The sequence below is a fragment of the Streptomyces racemochromogenes genome, assembly GCF_039535215.1.
Taxonomy (GTDB): domain Bacteria; phylum Actinomycetota; class Actinomycetes; order Streptomycetales; family Streptomycetaceae; genus Streptomyces; species Streptomyces racemochromogenes.
The window spans coordinates 5,903,810-5,921,464 of sequence record NZ_BAAAWT010000001.1 but is presented as its reverse complement, the minus strand read 5'-3'; the positions used below and the strand labels follow the sequence as shown (position 1 = coordinate 5,921,464).

At 73.2% G+C, this 17,655-nt stretch carries 17 protein-coding genes; 7 read left to right on the top strand and 10 right to left on the bottom strand.

Annotation, left to right across the window (positions count from 1 at the left end):
• Positions 1-3 precede the first annotated feature (3 nt).
• Positions 4-444, bottom strand: a complete 441-nt coding sequence (locus ABD973_RS27285; protein WP_164721043.1) for an Lrp/AsnC family transcriptional regulator — start codon at positions 442-444, stop codon at positions 4-6.
• A 217-nt stretch (positions 445-661) separates the two neighbouring features.
• On the opposite strand from ABD973_RS27285, the gene ABD973_RS27280 reads away from it, so the two are divergent.
• On the top strand, positions 662-1,111 hold the full coding sequence (locus tag ABD973_RS27280; protein WP_125602968.1) for a hypothetical protein: 450 nt from the start codon (positions 662-664) through the stop codon (positions 1,109-1,111).
• Between the two features lie 7 nt (positions 1,112-1,118).
• Here ABD973_RS27280 and ABD973_RS27275 read toward each other — a convergent pair whose 3' ends face one another.
• From ABD973_RS27275 to ABD973_RS27265, 3 genes are all read right to left on the bottom strand, one after another.
• Entirely contained in the window at positions 1,119-2,210 is a 1,092-nt protein-coding gene (locus ABD973_RS27275) for a phosphotransferase family protein (protein ID WP_125820457.1), read from the bottom strand.
• Between the two features lie 29 nt (positions 2,211-2,239).
• Positions 2,240-3,313 (bottom strand): Rv3169 family protein, encoded by a 1,074-nt coding sequence (locus tag ABD973_RS27270; protein WP_386382228.1) that lies wholly within the window; start codon positions 3,311-3,313, stop codon positions 2,240-2,242.
• Positions 3,314-3,534: 221 nt separating this feature from the next.
• Positions 3,535-4,158 carry a hypothetical protein gene (locus tag ABD973_RS27265; RefSeq protein WP_125820459.1) on the bottom strand — a complete coding sequence of 208 codons (624 nt, stop codon included), beginning with the start codon at positions 4,156-4,158 and terminating at the stop codon, positions 3,535-3,537.
• 107 nt (positions 4,159-4,265) lie between these two features.
• Between ABD973_RS27265 and ABD973_RS27260 the strand changes: the two genes are divergently transcribed.
• The gene (locus ABD973_RS27260; protein ID WP_125820460.1) at positions 4,266-4,529 is read left to right on the top strand and encodes a hypothetical protein; all 264 of its coding nucleotides are present in this window, start codon (positions 4,266-4,268) and stop codon (positions 4,527-4,529) included.
• A gap of 20 nt (positions 4,530-4,549) precedes the next feature.
• On the opposite strand, the gene ABD973_RS27255 is transcribed toward ABD973_RS27260, so the two are convergent.
• The 3 genes from ABD973_RS27255 to ABD973_RS27245 all read right to left on the bottom strand — a co-directional run bounded on the left by ABD973_RS27255 (position 4,550) and on the right by ABD973_RS27245 (position 9,150).
• Positions 4,550-7,027, bottom strand: a complete 2,478-nt coding sequence (locus ABD973_RS27255; RefSeq protein WP_345502601.1) for a DUF6185 family protein — start codon at positions 7,025-7,027, stop codon at positions 4,550-4,552.
• A 100-nt stretch (positions 7,028-7,127) separates the two neighbouring features.
• The gene (locus ABD973_RS27250) at positions 7,128-8,300 is read right to left on the bottom strand and encodes an acyl-CoA dehydrogenase (protein ID WP_125602972.1); all 1,173 of its coding nucleotides are present in this window, start codon (positions 8,298-8,300) and stop codon (positions 7,128-7,130) included.
• Positions 8,301-8,457: 157 nt separating this feature from the next.
• Positions 8,458-9,150: a TetR/AcrR family transcriptional regulator gene (locus tag ABD973_RS27245; RefSeq protein WP_345502598.1), complete on the bottom strand. Its 693-nt coding sequence runs from the start codon at positions 9,148-9,150 to the stop codon at positions 8,458-8,460.
• Positions 9,151-9,257: 107 nt separating this feature from the next.
• Here ABD973_RS27245 and ABD973_RS27240 point away from each other — a divergent pair, with 107 nt between their 5' ends.
• Positions 9,258-9,872 (top strand): DUF6230 family protein, encoded by a 615-nt coding sequence (locus ABD973_RS27240; protein WP_164720851.1) that lies wholly within the window; start codon positions 9,258-9,260, stop codon positions 9,870-9,872.
• On the top strand, positions 9,863-10,813 hold the full coding sequence (locus tag ABD973_RS27235; protein ID WP_345502596.1) for a DUF6114 domain-containing protein: 951 nt from the start codon (positions 9,863-9,865) through the stop codon (positions 10,811-10,813). The genes ABD973_RS27240 and ABD973_RS27235 overlap by 10 nt, the downstream gene beginning before the upstream one ends.
• A 32-nt stretch (positions 10,814-10,845) precedes the next feature.
• On the opposite strand, the gene ABD973_RS27230 is transcribed toward ABD973_RS27235, so the two are convergent.
• The 3 genes from ABD973_RS27230 to ABD973_RS27220 form a co-directional block, all read right to left on the bottom strand.
• Positions 10,846-10,998, bottom strand: a complete 153-nt coding sequence (locus tag ABD973_RS27230; protein WP_125820463.1) for an SCO1431 family membrane protein — start codon at positions 10,996-10,998, stop codon at positions 10,846-10,848.
• Positions 10,999-11,136: 138 nt separating this feature from the next.
• Complete coding sequence (locus ABD973_RS27225; protein WP_345502594.1) at positions 11,137-11,565, bottom strand: SPW repeat protein; 429 nt, start codon at positions 11,563-11,565, stop codon at positions 11,137-11,139.
• 106 nt (positions 11,566-11,671) lie between these two features.
• Positions 11,672-13,126, bottom strand: coding sequence for a peptidase C39 family protein (locus ABD973_RS27220; RefSeq protein ID WP_345502592.1), 1,455 nt, complete (start codon positions 13,124-13,126; stop codon positions 11,672-11,674).
• Positions 13,127-13,239: 113 nt separating this feature from the next.
• Between ABD973_RS27220 and ABD973_RS27215 the strand changes: the two genes are divergently transcribed.
• From ABD973_RS27215 to ABD973_RS27205, 3 genes are all read left to right on the top strand, one after another.
• Positions 13,240-13,875, top strand: a complete 636-nt coding sequence (locus ABD973_RS27215) for a uridine kinase family protein (RefSeq protein ID WP_125820466.1) — start codon at positions 13,240-13,242, stop codon at positions 13,873-13,875.
• Between the two features lie 366 nt (positions 13,876-14,241).
• Positions 14,242-16,158 (top strand): AAA family ATPase, encoded by a 1,917-nt coding sequence (locus tag ABD973_RS27210; RefSeq protein WP_125820467.1) that lies wholly within the window; start codon positions 14,242-14,244, stop codon positions 16,156-16,158.
• A 117-nt stretch (positions 16,159-16,275) separates the two neighbouring features.
• On the top strand, positions 16,276-17,649 hold the full coding sequence (locus ABD973_RS27205) for an FAD-dependent oxidoreductase (RefSeq protein ID WP_345502589.1): 1,374 nt from the start codon (positions 16,276-16,278) through the stop codon (positions 17,647-17,649).
• Positions 17,650-17,655: the final 6 nt, after the last annotated feature.

Here is a 17,655-nt window from a genome sequence, read left to right as displayed (position 1 = left end):
CGGCTAGACGCGCGGCGGGCGGGCTTCGTAGGGGGTGCTGAGGACGACCGTGGTGCGGGTCGAGACGTGGGCCAGGGCGCGGAGGCGGCCCAGGAGGTCCTCCAGTTCCAGCGGGCTGGCCACCCGGACCTTGAGGATGTAGTTCTCGTCGCCGGCGACGCTGTGGCAGGCCTCGATCTCGGGCACGCCGGCCAGCCGGTCCGCGATGTCGTCCGGCGCGCTCGGGTCGAACGGCTTGACCGAGATGAAGGCCGTCAGCGGGAGCCCCACGGCCTCGGGGTCCACGACGGCCGCGTACCCGCGGATGACGCCGCGCTGCTCCAGCCTGCGTACTCGCTGGTGGACCGCCGACGTGGACAGGCCCGTGGCCTTGCCCAGGTCCGTGTAGCTCATCCGCCCGTCCCGCACGAGCAGATCCACGATCTGGCGGTCCAGCTCCTCCATTGCGCTCATAGCCGCACAACCTATTGCCCCGAACGGCTTCCGGCACAGCGGTGTCCACGCAGAAGTGGCACCTGCGGCGGGCATGTGACCAAAGCCACAGGCGTGTACGGGCGTACATCCCGCTCTGGTGGTTACTCGTGCCGCGCGGCGGGAAGTGCTTGGTGTGGCCGTGGCCGAAGTACCTGCCCGCCCGGCCCACCCAAGGGGGAGTACATCCATGCTGAACACCAAGCGCGCCGGTCGCACCGAACCGGAGCCCCTGGAATCCGTCGAGACCGGCTACGCGGACGACGGGGAGTACCTCGAACCCGGCGACGCCGAGTACTTCGAGGTCCGCCACGCCGTCTGCCCGGACTGCGGGCAGTCGATCGCCCTCGTCGCGGACGAGGAGCACCTGCCGCAGCACGCGCTGTGCCTGACCCCGTGGAACCCGTTCGGGCTCACGGTGTGCGCCGGCACCGGCCGCCCGGTCTCCGACGCCCTGCCGACGCTGGGCGCGCTCCTGCCGGAGCAGCAGGAGCTTGAGGCCATCGTGCACCTCGCCCTGCCCCAGGGCCTGGACTGGCGGACGCAGCCGTTCTCGCACGTCGGCGGGCCGGGCTCGCGTCCCGTGCGGCCGGCGGCGGCCGCGCCGCCGAGCCGGAGCCAGCACGCGCAGGCCGCCTGATCGGCGGCTACCAGTAGGTGCCCTGCACCATGCCGGCCAGGCTGGCGTGGTGCAGGATCAGCCCGTCGGGGTCGGCGGGGACCTCCACCTCGCCGAAGTGCGCCTGGCGGTAGGCGATGCGCAGCATGACGATCCCGTGCCGCAGGGCCGCGTACAGGGTGTGGAACTCCATGTCCCTCGGGGTGTGCCCGGTGAGTTCGGCGTAGCGGCGTTCCAGGTCCTCGCGGCGCAGGAAGCCGGGCAGGCCCGGCTGGCCGAAGCTCACGGTCAGGTCCTGGAAGAACCGGTGCAGGTAGACGGTCCAGCCGAGGTCGACCTCGCGCGGGGCGTAGGCCGCCATCTCCCAGTCGAGGACGGCCGCCGGCCGGAAGCCGTCGTAGATGACGTTGCCGATGCGGGCGTCGCCCCAGTTGAGGACCGGTTCGCCCTCGTCGGCGGGCCAGAGTTCCTCAAGCCGGTCGAAGGCCCGCTCCAGCAGGGGCGAGCGCGCCAGCCCGGCCACCACCCACTCGTAGTAGGCGCGCTGCGCGTCGACGTGGCGGCGCAGCGGGCTGCCCTCGCCGTCCGGGAGCAGGAACTCGGCCTCCTTCGCGGGGAACCGGTCGTGCAGCCGGGCGAGGAGGGAGATGCTCGCCTCCTGGAGTTCGGCGCGCTCGGCGTCGGTGGCGGAGTGCAGCCAGTTCCCCTCGTAGGTGTAGGGCATGACGTCGGGCGGTACGCGGCCCTCGGCGCGGGCCATCACGAAGAACGGCGCCCCGAGCGGGGCCGGGTCCTCCTCCAGCCACAGCACGCGCGGGACGGGCAGGTCGGTGTGCTCGGCGACCAGGCTCATCACGCGGTGCTGGCGGGGCATGTCGTAGGTGGGGAAGACGGTGTAGGCGGCCGGGTCGGCGGCCAGCCGCAGGGCGCAGGCGCGGACGGGGGCGTCGGGGTGCTCGATGTCGAAGAGCAGGGTCTCGCTGGACATGCCGTTGGAGCCGGGGACGGTGGTGTTGACGACCTTCGCGCCGGGGAGCCGGCCGTCGAGCCAGGCCGCGAGGCGGCGGCCGAGTTCCTCGGGCTCTCGGGTGGAGGTACGGGGGCGGGGTGCCGTGGCCATGGCCGGTCCTTCCTGTCTCGGGGGGCGGGTCAGGGGGCGACGGAGGAGTAGTCGGCGAAGCCGCTGGGGTCGTGGCGGCCGAAGCTGCCGTGTTCGAAGATCCCGAAGCCGGTGCGCCCGTCGAGGGTGAACCGGGCGGAGTGGTCGGTGACGCCGAAGGCGGCCATGGGGTGGGCGGCCGGGTCGGAGAGGTCGTAGGTGCGGCGGTCGGTCCAGCCGCGGCCCTGCCAGGTGCCGTGCTGCCAGTCGGCGGCGGGCGGGTAGCCGGCCCCGACGGCGAGCGGGGAGGAGTTCAGGATCTCGACGCCGAGTTCGAGGGGTTTGCGGGAGGGGTCGGCGAGGTGGACGACGGCGCGCTCGGGGTGGCGGGTGCCGGAGCGGTAGCCGATCTCGGTCTGGGGCCAGCCGAGCTGTACGTCGTGGCGGCCGCTGTCCTCGGGGAAGACCTGCACGGCCTCGTTGAGGGTGCGGTGTCCGTCGGCGTCCTCCTGGACGATGACCATCAGGAAGCGGTCCTCGAAGCGCACGGGTACCCAGAGCCAGTGGAAGCCCTCGGGGCGCATCTCCTCGGCGGCCCGGCCGCCGTCCTCGCCGGGTATCGGGCGCACTCCCCAGCTGCGGTCGCGGGTGCCGGTCCACTCCCCCGGCGTGAGGGTGAACTCCTCGCCGCGGGCCCGGACGGTGCCGGTGACGTTCCCCGCCTGGACGAAGCGGCGGCCTTCGAGCATGAGGCGGTCGCCGCGGCGCTGGACGTGGTGGGGTTCCCAGACGGCGGGGAACTCGGCGGTCCAGGTGACGTCGTACGAAAGGCCGTGCGGGTCCGCCGGATCGGGTGCGCAGCGCAGGGTGAGCTTCTCGAGCGGTACGTCGACGGTGATCGACAGGGGGCCGACGGAGAGGTTCATCCGGTCGTCGGTGAGGGCGTCCGAGGCGCGGACGGCGAGGAGGTCGTCGCCCAGGCGCAGGGTGGCGTAGGCGTCGATGACCCCGGCGTTGGGGTAGACGCCGAGGCCGAGGATGAGGACGGCGCGGCCGGCGTGGTCGAAGACGTGGAAGATGCAGCGGTCGTAGGCGTTCCGGTCGCCGCTGACGTGGTGCTTCATCGACAGCGGGGCCTGGTGGACGGGGTATTCGTCGAGGGCGACGGGGCGGTCCGCGGGCACGGCAAACCTCCTGGGGCGCGGGGGCGGTCAGGGCTGCTGAGCGGATATGACGGTACGTCAGAAACCGTGCCGGGTGCCAGGGTTGCGGCACGCCCTGCCACGGCGGCAAGGCGAGCCACCGCCCGGCTGCGCGAGGCCCCGTTCCGCCCCGCGCGAGGAGGTCAGGGGCAGGTCTCGCCGAACTGGACCACGTTCAGCTCCACCGGCCCGCCGTTGAGGGGGTTGCCCGCCTTCGGGAGCTGGGCGCACACCTGCCAGTTCGTCTCCAGCCGGACCGTCCGGCCCTGGAGGGAGTCCTTCACGGTGACGTTCACGCCGGAGGGCAGGGCGTCCCGGGCCGCCTTCACGGACTTGCGGTAGAAGTCCGGGGTCGCGCCGGCCGCCGCCGACGGCAGCCCGGGGTCCGTGGCGGGGCAGGCCTCTTCGACCTTCACCGCGCCGAAGTCGATCCGGGCGTCGGTGGACGCGGAGCCGGGCCCGGGGCTCTGGAAGCACACCTTCCAGTTCCGGTCGAAGGCCTGGGCGCGCCCGCGGCCCAGCCCGTCGTGCGAGGCGAGGCGGTGGAAGCCGGCGGCCTGCGCCTCGTCCTGCGCGGCCTGGAGCCCCTTGCCGACGAGGTCGGGGAGGGTGCCCTGCTTCGCGGCGGGCGGGGACGCGGAAGCGGGGGCCGAGGCCGGGGCGGAACCGTTCGAGGCCCCGCCGGAGGGCTTCGCGTCCTGGCAGCCGGTGAGCGCGAGGAGCGCGGCGGCGGCCACGACCGCCGGCCGGGTGTGATGTGTACGCATCAGCCCATGATCGCCACCATCCGGGCCCGCGGACAGTGGGAAGGGTCGAACAGATGGGCGCGGACCGGGCCGGGTTACCCCCGTGCCGGGTCCGGCGTTGGCGGTGCATGACCACTCTCGAAACGCCGTCGGCGAGAGCGGGGCGCAGGCGGCGTCCCACCGCGCCGGGTTACGAAGAATCGGTTCAGCGGACGGTCCCGGCCCCGGGCGGCCAGCACGGCCGGCCGCGCCACCCCGACCCGCCCATCTACGGCGACCTCCTCGCCCGCTGGGCCGCCGACGGCCGCACCCTGCCGGGACGGCGCGACCCGGAGTGGTCCCGCATCGCGTCCTCCCCGATCTGGCCGAGCGGGCCGCTGTACGAGTCCTGAGCGGGCGCGCGTCCGCGGGTTCACCGGGATGGGGGCATCATCGGGCCTCCTTCGCGCAGCGTCTTCCAGATGGTGGCGAGCGCAAGGAGCTGCGCCAGGCAGAACGCTACCGAGGCGAAGCGCATCTGGTAGACGTACGCGACGAGGCCGGCGCTGGTCTGCCAGTAACGCCGCTCGCTCTGGAAGGTCTGCACGTCCATCACCAGGCCGGTGAACGTCATGACCGAGGCGAAGGCGGCCATGGCCGGGTTCGTCCCCTCCATGCTCTGGCCGATGGTCTGGGCGATCACCTGGTGGGCGAAGACCGGAACGGCGAACGCGACGGCGACTCCGAACGCCTTGCTCGGCCCGTGGCGGCCGGGGAGGTCGCGCCAGAGCGCCCCCAGGAAGAACCCTCCGGCTACCCAGGTGGACTGCCAGAAGAGGATCTCGGCAAGGATCTGGAGGAAACCGCCGCCGTACCGGGTGGTCACGACCCACGATTCGTTCCGGATCATCTCTGTCCAGTACATCAGGGCCGTAGCGGGCAGGCCGACCCAGCATGCGACGAGCGCACCCCGGCAGGCATTGCCCCACCAGGTGACCATGGGCCCGCAGGCGAACGGCAGGTCAACCGGCCGCACCCCCTCCGGCAGACACCGGTCCAGCTCGTCGATCTCGTGCTCGATCGACTCCTGCGTGGGAGTCCGTTCGCCCGACTGCCCGGCGCCCGCGCGCTGCAGCCGCGACTGAAGGTGTCGGAAGCGTCTTGCCAGGCGCAGCAACTCGGAACGGTCGGTCCTCGAGACGGTCTTCCCCAGCGGAGCGTTGTCCGCCGACGGCTGCTCCAGCACGGACCGGGACTGCCCCAAGGCGAGCAGGCCCCAGGCTGCCGCAAGACTGACGATCAGGATGACGATGTCGCCCGAGAAGCCGTAGTACACGGCATAGCTGGGCACCGCCGTGAGGACGAACAGCGCCACCAGCAGGAACTTTTCGGCTTGGTCGGGCGTGAACGCGTCTTCCGCGCGCTGTTCGGAGCGGCAGACCCGGAGCGCCCCCACCAGGGCCAGCGCGTTCAAGTAGGAGGCGACAGGCGTCAGGTTGTAGAGAGCGTCCTGGGGAAATTCCCACCAGCGCGCATCGTAGAAGACCGCCCATTGCTTCCTGTACTCCTGCCAGCCGGGGTCGGCGAGCCACGTGACGTGCTCCCAGTACCGCTGAGAAGCGACGAAGGACCACAGGACCGCCGAGGCCGCCACCACGAAGGAGACCGCCACCACCAGCCGGCGCGGCAGGCCTCCGTCACCCATGAGCAGGGCTCGCTGTCCGAACGAGACCAGCCCGAGGACGCATACGAAGACGGCCGCCAGAAGGACCAGCGGCACGATCCAGGAGCCGGGCGGCTGGATCGTGGCGTCGCTGCTGGTCAGCAGCGTGGATTCGGACCATTCGACATAGACACAGGCTGCCGCCAGAAAGAGGGTGAAAGCGGACGCCCCGATGAGGAAGGCCTTCCCCACCCTGCCCAGGAAGCACAGGACGAGCCCGAGCACCAGCAGGGTGAAGAGCCAGACATCCGACTCGTAGTTCTTCGCCCAGGACATCTGTCGGCTGATCAAGCGGAAGGCGTTGTCGCCCAGGTAGACCACGACGACCAGCAGCGCCTGCAGGAGCGCCCAGGTCCTCATCAGCTTGAGCGACCCTTCCTCCCTCGGCGTCATATCGTCCCCCAGACTTCGCCGGAGACTTCTGACACTGAGCAGCAGCAGCACGCTCGCCTCCAGGTACCAGACGACACCCGAGGCGCTCTGGAGGCCGAAGGTCTCCCAGAACTCGCCCGTCGTCCAGGTGATGGCGCTCCACTGCTGGGGCGCGGGCGGGCGGAACACCACTCGGAAGGCCTGCTCGCCCTTCAGGTTTCGCCACCGCAGCTCGGTGCCCTTCTCGCCGAAGGCCGGCGCCGGAGTGACCGACATGGCACCGGGGCCACCCAGCCGGACCTGCACGTCTTCCCAGGTGGCCCGGGCGAGGTTAGCGGGCGGCCGCAAGGCGATGGTCCACTCGTTCCTTTCCGCGCCAAGCTGCCAGGGCCCCACGGGAAACGTGCCGAGCGACCCGACCCATGCGACGGCCTCGTAGTGGACGGTTGTCCAGGTGCCATCCGCCGTCACCGTCAGCGGCTTGAGACGCTGTTCCTGGTCGTAGACCTGCTTCTTGTTGACCTTGCCCAGCAAGCAGCGCAGCGCTGAGCGGTAAAGCGGGGAGCGCGGGTCCAGGAGCAGGTCGGGGGCTGGCCCCCAACCGTTTGGGACCCGGATCTCCATCACGCTGGTGAGGAAGGTGTCGTCACGGCCGCGGTGGTCGAAATCCGCCGATGCCGTCACCTTCGCCCCGCCGAGCTGGTCCGCCCGGCAGGGGTCCGCCGCGGCCCGGGCCCCCGGGGCCTGGACGGCGAGGAAGGCGAGCAGCAGCAGTACGTACGGCAGGAGCAGCCCGGAGCGTCTGAGGCGGGTCACCGGCCATGATCTTCTCCGGCGGGCCCGTACGGCTCCCGGCGACACGGCAGAACCCCCGCGGGTTCAGCCCGGCGGCCGAGAGCCTTTCACCCGTCCGGCGTCAGCGGGTCTCGGGGCCGGCCAGGTGGCGGGCGATGACCATGCGCTGGATCTGGTTGGTGCCCTCCACGATCTGGAGGACCTTCGCCTCGCGCATCAGCCGCTCCACCGGGAAGTCCGCGGTGTAGCCGTAGCCGCCGAGGATCTGCACCGCGTCCGTGGTGACGGCCATGGCCGCGTCCGTGCAGAAGAGCTTGGCCATCGCCGCCTGCCGGGAGAAGGGCTTGCCCGCGTCCCGCAGCCGCGCGGCCGCGAGGTAGAGCGCCCGGCCCGCCTCGATCTTGGTGGCCATGTCGGCGAGCATGAAGCGCAGCCCCTGGAAGTCCGCGATGGGGTGTCCGAACTGCCTGCGGCCGAGGGCGTACGAGACGGCCTCGTCCAGAGCCGCCTGGGCCACGCCTATGGCGCAGGCCGCGATCCCGAGCCGGCCGGCGTCCAGGGCCGCCAGGGCGATGGTGAAGCCCTGCCCCTCCTCGCCGATCCGCCGGGAGTCGGGCACGCGGACGCCGTCGAAGTGCAGCTGGGCCGTGGGCGAGCCCTTCATGCCCATCTTCTTCTCGGGGACGGCCGCCGTCAGGCCGGGGGCGTCGCCGGGGACGAGGAAGGCGGTGATGCCCTTGGCGCCCGGGGCTCCGGTGCGCGCGAGGACGGTGTAGAAGTCGGCGACGCCGCCGTGGGTGATCCAGGCCTTGGTGCCCGTGATCACCCAGTCGTCGCCGTCCCGGACCGCCTTCGTGGTCAGCGACGCGGCGTCCGAACCGGCGGCCGGCTCGGAGAGGCAGTACGCGCCGAGCAGTCCGCCACCGAGCATGTCGGGCAGGTGCGCCGACTGCTGCTCCTTGGTGCCGTAACCGGCCAGGCCGTGGCAGGCCAGCGAGTGGACGCTGACGCCGAGGCCGACGGTCAGACGGGCGGCCGCCAGCTCCTCCAGCACCTGGAGGTAGACCTCGTACGGCTGCTCGCCGCCGCCGAACTCTCCGGCGTACGGGAGGCCGAGCAGGCCGGCCTCTGACAGGAGGGTGAAGACCTCGCGGGGGAACCGGCCGGTCTCCTCCTCGTCCGCGGCGTGCGGGCGGATCTCCCTCTGGGCGATCTCGCGTACGAGCGCGAGGAGGTCCCGGGACTCCTCGGTGGGCAGCTGTCGGTCCACCGGCTGCGGGGCGCGGTCGGTCATGGCGGCGCTCTCCTCCCTCGTCGGGCACGGCGGCGACGCGTGAGGTGTGGGACGCGCCGCCGGGTCTCGGTGCTCTCACAGCCGAATGCTGCCCTCCCGGGTTACGGAACGGCTCGCTCAGCGGCTGCGGCGGGTTGAGTATGCCCGATCAGGCGCTTTACGTCACCGGTACATGATTGCCATGATCATTCGAGCCGCTCGCGGCATCCTCGGGGGCCGCTGGAGGAGCCGGACAGTCGGGGACGAACTCCTCGATCACGGTCAGCGTCGCCCGCAGCTGTCGCACGAGCAGGGCGGCGAGGTCCTCCCGCCCGGGGCGCGCCGAGGCCGGCGGAGTGCCGATCCAGTCGAGGGTGGCGCCCTCGACCCCGGAGAGCCAGCCGACGAGGGCGAGCCGGGCCAGGGGCGGGACCTCGCGGCGGCCGTAGGCGCCCTCGGCGATGGTGGCGACGAGCTCTTCGCGGACGGAGTCGCGGATGGCCTGCACCTCGTCGTCGGAGCCGACCCCGCCGGTGACGATGGTGCGGTAGGCGGCGCGGTGGTGCTCGGCGTAGTGGAGGTAGCCGTCGATGGTGCGGCGGGCCCGTTCGGCGGCCGGCAGGCCGGTGTCCCCGCCGGCGCGGGCGACGAGGCCGGCGACGGAGTCCTCGACGATCGCGAGGTAATAGCCGCGCTTGCTCTTGAAGTAGTAGTAGACGAGCCCCTTGGCGACGCCGGCCTGGCGCGCGATGTCGTCCATGGAGAGGGCGTCGTACGGGGTGTCGGCGAACAACTTCCGTCCGATGGCTATGAGTTCGGCCCGTCGAACCTGCGAACGCGGGGCTGCGCCGCGCTGTTGACTATTATTCAAATTCAGCCCTAGCCTCGAACCGCCACAGGATTTGCCCGCAGTATGGCAGACCTGCCTGTCGCGCTCCTTTCGCACCGATCCTCCGGAATCCACACGGGAGGCACATCATGGGCAAGGGCAACAGAGCGGCCGTCGAAGGCCGGGTCGACTGGCGGAAGTCGGCGCTCGTCGCGCTGCCGGCGGCCGCCCTGGCGGGGGTGCTGGGGGTGGTGACGGCGCAGGGGGCGCTCGCCGCTTCCTTCGCCGTCTCGGGGACATCCTTCCAGGTCTCCTCCTCCAAGCTGAGCAGCAAGGGGCTCGCCTCCTACGTGCACACCGACCGCTCCGTCGACGGCAAGGGGCACCCCGTCGCGCTGCTGGGCATCGGGGAGGCCACCCTCAGCGACATCTGCCAGTCCGCCGAGGTGGACACCCCGCTGGGGAAGGTCGTGTTCAAGCTGACCGCCGGCGGGCCGGCCGGGAACGTGACCGCCAGCAACCTGGTCATCGACGGCGAGGACCTGGGCGGGGACGCCACCTTCGGCACGGCGCAGATCGGCCGGGACGCCTCCACCCTCGACCAGGTGGACGGGGTGCGGGGCGAGCCCGGCAAGTTCGGGCTCCAGGCCGGGAACATCGAGGTGGTGGGCGTGAAGTCGCACGCCTGGTCCGCGACCGGCGGCAACTTCCGGCTCAAGGGCCTGAAGCTGGACGTGAGCCTGGACGGCGGGAAGTGCTTCTAGGGCCCCTGGCGCCACCTCCACCGCAGCCGCCCGGCCCGCGGGCGCGGCTGCGGGCGTGGCGGCGGACCAGGCCGTTCTGGGGCGGGCTGCTGCTGGTCCTGGGCGGGGCCGAGCTGCTGCTGGTCCCGCTCTCGCCGCTGACGGTGCTGGTCAGCCTCGGGCTGGGCGGGATCGCGGCGGTCGGGATCGGGGCCGCGCTGATCGTGGCGGGGCTGTTCCTGTGGTTCCTGCCGCAGGCGCGGGCGTACGTGTCGGTGCACGCCCTGCTGCTGTCGGTGCTGTCCTTCGTGGCGACCAACCTGGGCGGGTTCCTCGTCGGGATGCTGCTCGGGATCGCGGGCAGCGCCCTGGGCTTCGGCTGGACTCCGCTGCCCGAGGGAGGGGACGGAGAAGGGGCCGGGGAGCAGGCGGCGGGCGGGGAGGCGGCAGGTGGGGCGGCGCGGCTGCCGGCCGCCGTGCTGCCCGTCGTACTGCTGGCCGCGCTGGTCTCGGGGACCCCGCAGGCGCGGGCGGAGCCGGTCGCGGCGGGGCCGCCGGCGGCGGCCCGTACTCCCCCGACGGTCACCACCTCGCTGTTCGCGCCGCGGGGCTTCGCGCTGGCCGGCGTCACCGAGCTGCCCACGGCGGACGGGCCCCGCAGGGTGCTGGTGCTGAGGATGGCGGCGGCGTCGCTGCGCGACTACCGGCTGCACACCCGCGACGGGCGCGAGGAGTACGCGCTGGCGGCCGACTCCCTGGAGCTGCGTGGGGACGTGACCCTGTACCTGACGAGGTTCAGCGGGTGCATCGAGGGGCTGCTGTGCGTCACCTTCAGCCCCGACGGACTGCCGGCCCCGCCGGTCATCCCGCCGTTCGTGTTCATGACCCGGGTCAGCGCCGAGCAGGCGCTGGTCACCTCGGACGTGATCGCCACGGAGGGGCTGCGGCTGGGAGCCTCGTGACGGCGCCGGGCCGGGTCAGAGCAGGCCGGGGGTCAGAGCAGGCCGAGCTGGGTGACGAACATGGCCACGACGACCACCAGGGTCCAGCCGAGCACGTGCTCCAGCCAGGCGGAGTCTTCCTTGGGGCCGCCCGTGCCGACGAGGCGGCGGGCGCGGGCGGAGAGGGCGGCGGTGTGTGCGGTCATGCCGTCCAATGTGCCAGCATTCGCGGCATTCACGGTATATGACGAGGGTCACTGGTGGCTCCGGTCACGCCGCCGGACCCCGGCGCCCTCCGGTACGCGGAGGTGCTGCCGGGGCCCGGCGGCGGGATGGGCTCCCGCTCAGGTCCTCATGCGCCGGCGCCCGCCCATGGAGACCATGGCGAGGCCCAGGCACAGCATGACCGCGCCGGTGATGACGTTGCTGACGACACTGCGGGTGGTGTCCATCTCACCGGCGATGGCCCAGGGGGCCACGATGGTCCAGGCGCCGATCGCGACGGCCGTCCAGGCCATCGCGTGCGTGCGCTCGTACGCCGTCCCCAGTCCGCCCATGCACAGGCAGAAGGCCAGACCGGCGATCAGGTTGTTGACGGCCAGCGGGCCCAGCACGCTGAACCCCGCTATCCAGGGCGAGGCCGCCAGGTACAGGCCCGAGATCAGGGCCAGCGCCTCCACGGCCTGCGCGGCGGGAGTGCTCGTCACCCGCTCGAACCGAGTCCGCATCTCGGCAAGGTCCGGGTGACGTTCGATACTTGAATGGGTGGTCATGGCGGGCTGCCTCCTAGAGAAGCCTTACGCGCCCTTTATGCCCATATTCCGCCCGTTAAGCCACACGGGCGAGCGGACCTTTCCCGCCGGCCGGTCCGCCCGCGCCTCACAGCACCCCGACCTCCCGCAGGGCCCTGACCTGGTCCGCGCCGGGCCTGGCCGGGGCGTAGAGGTAGCAGACGCCGCCGGTGCCCGAGACGGTCTTCCCGGCGGCGTTGCGGCGCTTGGTGCGCAGCCACGCGTTCTCCCACTCCCGGCGCCGGTAGACGCGGCGGACGGAGTCGTTGTCCGGCGAGTTCGGGTCGTTGGCGATCACGTCCCCGGCGGCGGTGAAGCCGATCACCGTCATCAGGTGCCCCGCGGTGCCGTAGCCCGCCCCGGTGAGCTCCTGCGCGAGGAAGGACTGCGAGGTGATGACCGGGATCCCCGCGCGGACCAGGGTCTCCAGGTCGGTCAGGGAGGTCAGCCTGGTCACGACGCCGGCCAGGTCGCGGTAGGTGGCCGCGTAGGCGGCGTTGAAGGGCCAGTTCCCGCAGCCCTTGTACGCGGCGTCGTAGGTGGAGCGGGCGGCGTGGCAGACCTGCGGGTCGGCGTAGTCGCGGCGGACCCAGCCCAGGGAGGCGGCGCTGGGCCTGCGCCCCCAGTACTCGATGATCATCTGGGAGGAGGTCGGGCTGCACCAGGCCTCGCCGCCGTTGTCGTACTCGGGGTACTGGCCGGCGTGGACCTCCTGGGAGTAGCGCGGGACCTTCAGCTCGTGCGCCCGGCCCGAGGGGGCGGCCGCCGGGACGGTGAAGCGGTCGGGCACGGCGGAGGCCATCGCCCCGGCCAGCCAGACCCTGGGGCCCTGCGCGGCGCCGGGCCTGCGGTGGAGGGTGAGGCGCAGCTGCCAGCCGGTGATGCGCAGGCCGGCGGCCGCGGCGGGGGCGTCCACGGCCAGGGTGTCGGTCCAGACGGTGGTGCGGCCGTCGGTCTGGCCGTCGACGGAGGTGCGGCGGATGTCGCCGTCGCCGGCGGCCCAGCGGCCCATCACGTACCAGCGGCCCGAGGTGCCGTCGCCGTAGGAGGGGCGCAGTTCGGTCTGGATCCAGGTGCCGGCCGGGGTGCGGGCGTTCCAGGACGCGATGGCCTCGGTGGCGGCGACGGTGGTGCGGTGCACGGGGGAGGTCCAGGTGGCGTACTCCCAGGTGGACTTCCGGGCCGTGTGCGGGTCGGTGTACTCGGTGCGGCCGGCCGGGGCCGCCATCTCCAGCCCCGGCCGGGCGCCGGCGACGGCGGTGGTGCCTCGGTGGGCGCCGGCCTGCCAGTGGGCGTACGCGTACCAGAACCGGTTGTCGACCGTCCGGGCCGGGGCCGCGCCGGCGGGAGCTGCCGCGGCGGTGTCCCCGGGGACGCCCTCGGCGGGGCTCCGGCCGGGGGCGGCTGCGGCCGGGTCGGAGGGGGCCGGGCCGGAGGCGGCCGGGCCGGAGGCCGCCGAGGCCCGTCCGCCGGGGACGGTGGCCGCGGTGGCGGCGGCGAGGGCGACGGCCAGCAGGGCCCTGCGTGGCGTGGGTGCGGTCATCGGCTTGTTCCCCCAGGGGGTCGGTCTGGTGGTGCGGCTGCTCCACCCTTCCAGTTCCCGGCCGTGCGGCGGCGAAGCCCGGGGCCCGTGTCGGGGGCCCTTACCCTGGCCGGGTGGAGCCACAGCAGTCACTTGAGTCACTCGCACGGGAGCTCGCCGCCCTGCCGCCCTCGCTCGGCCCGGTGCGGCTGATCGGCATCGACGGGCACGCCGGGTCGGGCAAGAGCACCTTCGCGGAGCGGCTCGCCGAGGCCCTGGGCGGCGCCCCGGTGCTGCACCTGGACGACGTGGCCACCCACGAGGAGCTGTTCGGCTGGACGGGGCGGCTGCGGGAGCAGGTGCTGGAGCCGCTGGCCGCCGGGCGGCCCGCGCACTGGGCCCCGTACGACTGGGTGGAGCGCCGCTTCGGTGCCGAGCGGGTGCTGGAGCCGGCGCCCGTGCTGCTCGTCGAGGGCGTGGGGGCCGGGCGGCGGGCGCTGCGGCCCCGCCTGGCACGGCTGCTGTGGATGGAGACGCCTCGGGAGAGGTCCTGGGGACGCGGGCGGAACAGGGACGGAAAGGATCTTTCCGACTTCTGGGACGGATGGGAGCGCGCGGAGCTCGCGCACTTCTCGCACGACCCTTCACGCCCCTTCGCGCACACCTTGGTACACCAGAGTGGTACGGGATACGAGTGGACTTCCGGGGCTTCTGCGACGCCGGGAACGCCCCCTTCCGTCACCGAGCGTCACGGACTCCCCCAGGCCTGAGCGGTCGCGCGCCGACGGCCGGACGGGGCTTCCCCGACCCGCTTGACCCGGGCCCGGCAACCGCCGTACGTTCTGAATGCGCGGTCCGCAAGGGCCGCCGCGGACACGAAGCCCCCGATTGTTCCCCCGTGATCGGGGGCTTCGTTCTGCCCCGGACCGGTGCGGGACGCGTCGCTCCGCCCACCCTTGTTCACCCTGAGTTACCCTGCGCCTGCGGGGTACGCCCACGACCCGTGCCCACCGCACCCTGGGTAAGGTGCGTCACCGCAGGTACGATGCAGCCCTGATTTCATCGGCGGGGTCGACAACTCTGGTGCGCGACGCGGAGTTTGCCGCGCACCACGGGGCATGCTTGTGGGGGATGTGATGGACTTCGGCATGCCGGGCAGCGCACACGCTCCGGCCGAACTCGCCTGGCTCCGCGGGGTCGACGCCTGCACGATGGGCGCGTACCCGCAGGCCGAGGAGGAGTTCCGCACGGCCGTCGGGCTCGATCCCACCATGGCCGACGCCTGGCTGGGCCTGCACGCGCTGCGCGTGGACACCACCAACGCCTTATTGCGGATGTACGCCCACCGGGACCGCTTCGGCGAGCAGCGCACCCGCCACCGGCGCACCCTCAACTCCTGGTACTGGCTGGGCTGGTGGGTGCAGCCGGTGCTGGAGAGCCGCCGGGACCTGCTGCTGGCCCACGCCTCGCACTGGCTGGACGGCCGCCACGTGCCCGAGCTGGACCAGGCCCTCGCCGCACTGCCGCCGGTCGACACCGACCCCCAGGTCCGGTTCCTGCACGCCTGCCGGGCCTACCTGGTCAAGGACTGGGAGCAGCTGGTACGGCACACCGAGCCGCTGGTGCTCGACCCGCTGCTCGGGATCGAGGCGGGGCTCTTCGGCGGGATGGCCCGGGTCCGGCTGGAGATGTACGGGCAGGCGGAACCGATGCTGTCGGCCGCGCTGATGAGGTGCCGCAGCGAGCAGCCCCAGCGCAAGGAGCTGCGGTACTGGCTGGCGCGGGCCCGCGAGGGCACCGGGCGCAGCGCGGCGGCGCTGCCGCTGTACCGGGCAGTGCACCGGGTGGACCCGGCGTTCATGGACACCGCGGCCCGGCTGACGGCGATCGAGGACAGCACCGATCCCGACGACATGGCCGGGCTGGCCGACGCCTTCGGGTACGGCGGGTACGGCGGCCACCTGAGCGAGGGCTTCGCCGGACACTACGCGGCGGTCGCCCTGGGCGGCGGGGGCGGGGGCGGCGGGGGCGGCCCGGTCCAGGACATCGCGCCGGACGGGCAGGTGGACGCCGATCCGCCGACGCCCGGGGAGCCGCCGGGAACGGGCCGGCTGGAAGGCGTACGGCACCGGCTGCCGGTGCCCCCGCAAGGCGCCCCGCCCGGACTGCCCACCGGTCCGCCCGATCCGGCGCTGCTCGCCGAAGCGCTGGCGGAGCTGGAGCGGATGGTCGGCCTGGAGCCGGTGAAGCGGCAGGTGAAGGCCCTGTCGGCGCAGCTGCACATGGCCCGGCTGCGGGCCGCGCAGGGCCTTCCGGTGCAGCCGCCGAAGCGGCACTTCGTCTTCTCGGGCCCCTCGGGGACGGGCAAGACCACGGTGGCCCGGATCCTGGGGCGGGTCTTCTACGCGCTGGGGCTGCTGGGCGGGGACCACCTGGTGGAGGCGCAACGGGCCGACCTGGTCGGTGAGTTCCTCGGGCAGACGGCGGTCAAGGCGAACGAGCTGATCGACTCCGCGATCGGCGGGGTGCTGTTCGTGGACGAGGCGTACAGCCTGTCCAACTCGGGCTACAGCAAGGGCGACGCGTACGGCGACGAGGCCCTCCAGGTGCTGCTGAAGCGGGCCGAGGACAACCGCGACCACCTCGTCGTCATCCTGGCCGGCTACCCGGCGGGGATGGACCGGCTGCTGGCCGCCAATCCGGGACTGTCCTCCCGGTTCACGACCCGCGTCGACTTCCCGAGCTACCGGCCGGCGGAACTGACCGCGATCGGCGGGGTGCTGGCAGAGGCGAACGGGGACTGCTGGGACGAGGAGGCGCGGGAGGAACTGCGCAGCATCAGCGGGCACGTGGTGGAGCAGGGCTGGATCGACGAGCTGGGCAACGGGCGGTTCCTGCGCACGCTGTACGAGAAGAGCTGCGCGTACCGGGACCTGCGGCTGGCGGGCTTCGCCGGCGAGCCGTCGCGGGAGGACCTGGCCACGCTGCGGCTGCCGGACCTGATGCAGGCCTACGGGGAGGTCCTCTCGGGGCGGGGGCCGAGCCCGGCCTGACGCTTCGGCTGCCGCCGCGCCCTCCCCGGGGGCCCGGGCCCCCGCGCCTCAATAGGCCGGCGAGGCTGGATTTTGCCGGTAGGGTCGGACTGCAACACGACGCGAAGGGGAGCCTCAGTGGCGCGGGTTGCAGTGATAGGCGGGGGTGTCAGCGGGCTGGGAACGGCCCTCTTGCTCGGGCGGCGGGGCCATGCGGTCAGCCTGTACGAGCAGGACGTACGGGGCGTCGGGGAGGACCTCGACCGGGACTTCTTCGAGTGGCACCGGCCCCGGGTCCCGCAGGCCGCGCAGCCGCATTCCTTCCTCGCCCCCGTACGGTCCGTGCTGCGCGCCGAGGCCCCCGACGTGTACGCGGACCTGCTGGCGCGCGGCGCCCGGGAGTACCACGACTTCGACTGGTTCGGCGAGCACCCGCCGGCGCGGGACGGGGACGACGAGCTGGTGACCCTGCGGACCCGCCGCATCGTCCTGGAGGCCGCGCTGGCCTCGGCGGTGCGCCGGGAGGCGGCCGTCGAGGTGCGCCAGGGCAGCCGGGTGAGCGGGCTCCGCTTCGCCGAGGGCAGCCCGCCACGGGTCACCGGCGTGCGGGTGGGGGACCGGGAGGAGCCGGCGGATCTGGTCGTCGACGCGTCCGGGCGGCGTTCGCCGGTTCCCGGCTGGCTCACCGCGGCGGGCTGCCGGCCGCCGGTGGTCGACAGCCACCGCACCGGACTGGCGTACTTCTGCCGCTGGTACGCGCTGCGGCCCGACGGCCCCCGGGACCCGGGGAGGGTGAAGACCGGCTCGGCCGCGCCGTTCGCGCTCGCCGGGGTGTTCCCGTCCGACAACGACACCTTCGCGGTGCACCTGGTGCTCTCCACGGCCGACCCGACCCGCAGCGCGGTCACCGACCCGGCCGTCTTCGAGGCCGCCGCCCGCCGCTTCCCCGCCGCCGCGGCCTGGCTCGGACTGGATCCCGAACCGCGGTCGGCCGTGCTGCCCATGGCGGGCCTGCCCAACCGCTGGACCTCCCTGACCGACGGCGCCGGGCCCGTGGTCACCGGCCTGGTCAACACGGGCGACAGCCTCGTCCACACCAACCCGACCCTGGGCCACGGCGTCGCCTTCGGTCTGCTCGCCGCCCGGTACCTGGCCGCCCACGCCGACGAGACGGCCGCGGACCCGGCCGGCTACCACGACTGGACGGCCCGGACCCTGCGCCCGTGGTTCGACGAGCAGGTGGCCGCCGACCGGGTCAACGAGCGGCGTCTGGCCGAGGGCGCCCCGGCCACCGACCGACGGGCGGCAGCCGTGGGCGCCTGCGCCTTCGAGGACCCGGTCGTCATGCGGGCCCGGGCCAAGGTCCGCCACCTGTTGCTGCCCGCCGCCGACGCCTACGGCACCGAGGAGGTGGACCGGCAGGTGACGGCCTGGCTGGAGGCCAACCCGGACTTCGCGCCGGGGCACGACGGGCCGACCCGGGACGAGTGGGAGGCACTCGTCCCGGGCTGAGCCGGA

Excerpts from the sequence above, each read along its gene's own strand:
- ABD973_RS27280 (WP_125602968.1), top strand. The coding sequence starts at position 662 with ATGCTGAACACCAAGCGCGCCGGTCGCACCGAACCGGAGCCCCTGGAA.
- ABD973_RS27230 (WP_125820463.1), bottom strand. The coding sequence starts at position 10,998 with ATGACCGCACACACCGCCGCCCTCTCCGCCCGCGCCCGCCGCCTCGTC.
- ABD973_RS27270 (WP_386382228.1), bottom strand. The coding sequence starts at position 3,313 with ATGAAGCACCACGTCAGCGGCGACCGGAACGCCTACGACCGCTGCATC.
- ABD973_RS27220 (WP_345502592.1), bottom strand. The coding sequence starts at position 13,126 with ATGACCGCACCCACGCCACGCAGGGCCCTGCTGGCCGTCGCCCTCGCC.
- ABD973_RS27240 (WP_164720851.1), top strand. The coding sequence starts at position 9,258 with ATGGGCAAGGGCAACAGAGCGGCCGTCGAAGGCCGGGTCGACTGGCGG.
- ABD973_RS27275 (WP_125820457.1), bottom strand. The coding sequence starts at position 2,210 with ATGGCCACGGCACCCCGCCCCCGTACCTCCACCCGAGAGCCCGAGGAA.
- ABD973_RS27260 (WP_125820460.1), top strand. The coding sequence starts at position 4,266 with ATGACCACTCTCGAAACGCCGTCGGCGAGAGCGGGGCGCAGGCGGCGT.
- ABD973_RS27210 (WP_125820467.1), top strand. The coding sequence starts at position 14,242 with ATGGACTTCGGCATGCCGGGCAGCGCACACGCTCCGGCCGAACTCGCC.
- ABD973_RS27225 (WP_345502594.1), bottom strand. The coding sequence starts at position 11,565 with ATGACCACCCATTCAAGTATCGAACGTCACCCGGACCTTGCCGAGATG.
- ABD973_RS27285 (WP_164721043.1), bottom strand. The coding sequence starts at position 444 with ATGGAGGAGCTGGACCGCCAGATCGTGGATCTGCTCGTGCGGGACGGG.
- ABD973_RS27265 (WP_125820459.1), bottom strand. The coding sequence starts at position 4,158 with ATGCGTACACATCACACCCGGCCGGCGGTCGTGGCCGCCGCCGCGCTC.
- ABD973_RS27250 (WP_125602972.1), bottom strand. The coding sequence starts at position 8,300 with ATGACCGACCGCGCCCCGCAGCCGGTGGACCGACAGCTGCCCACCGAG.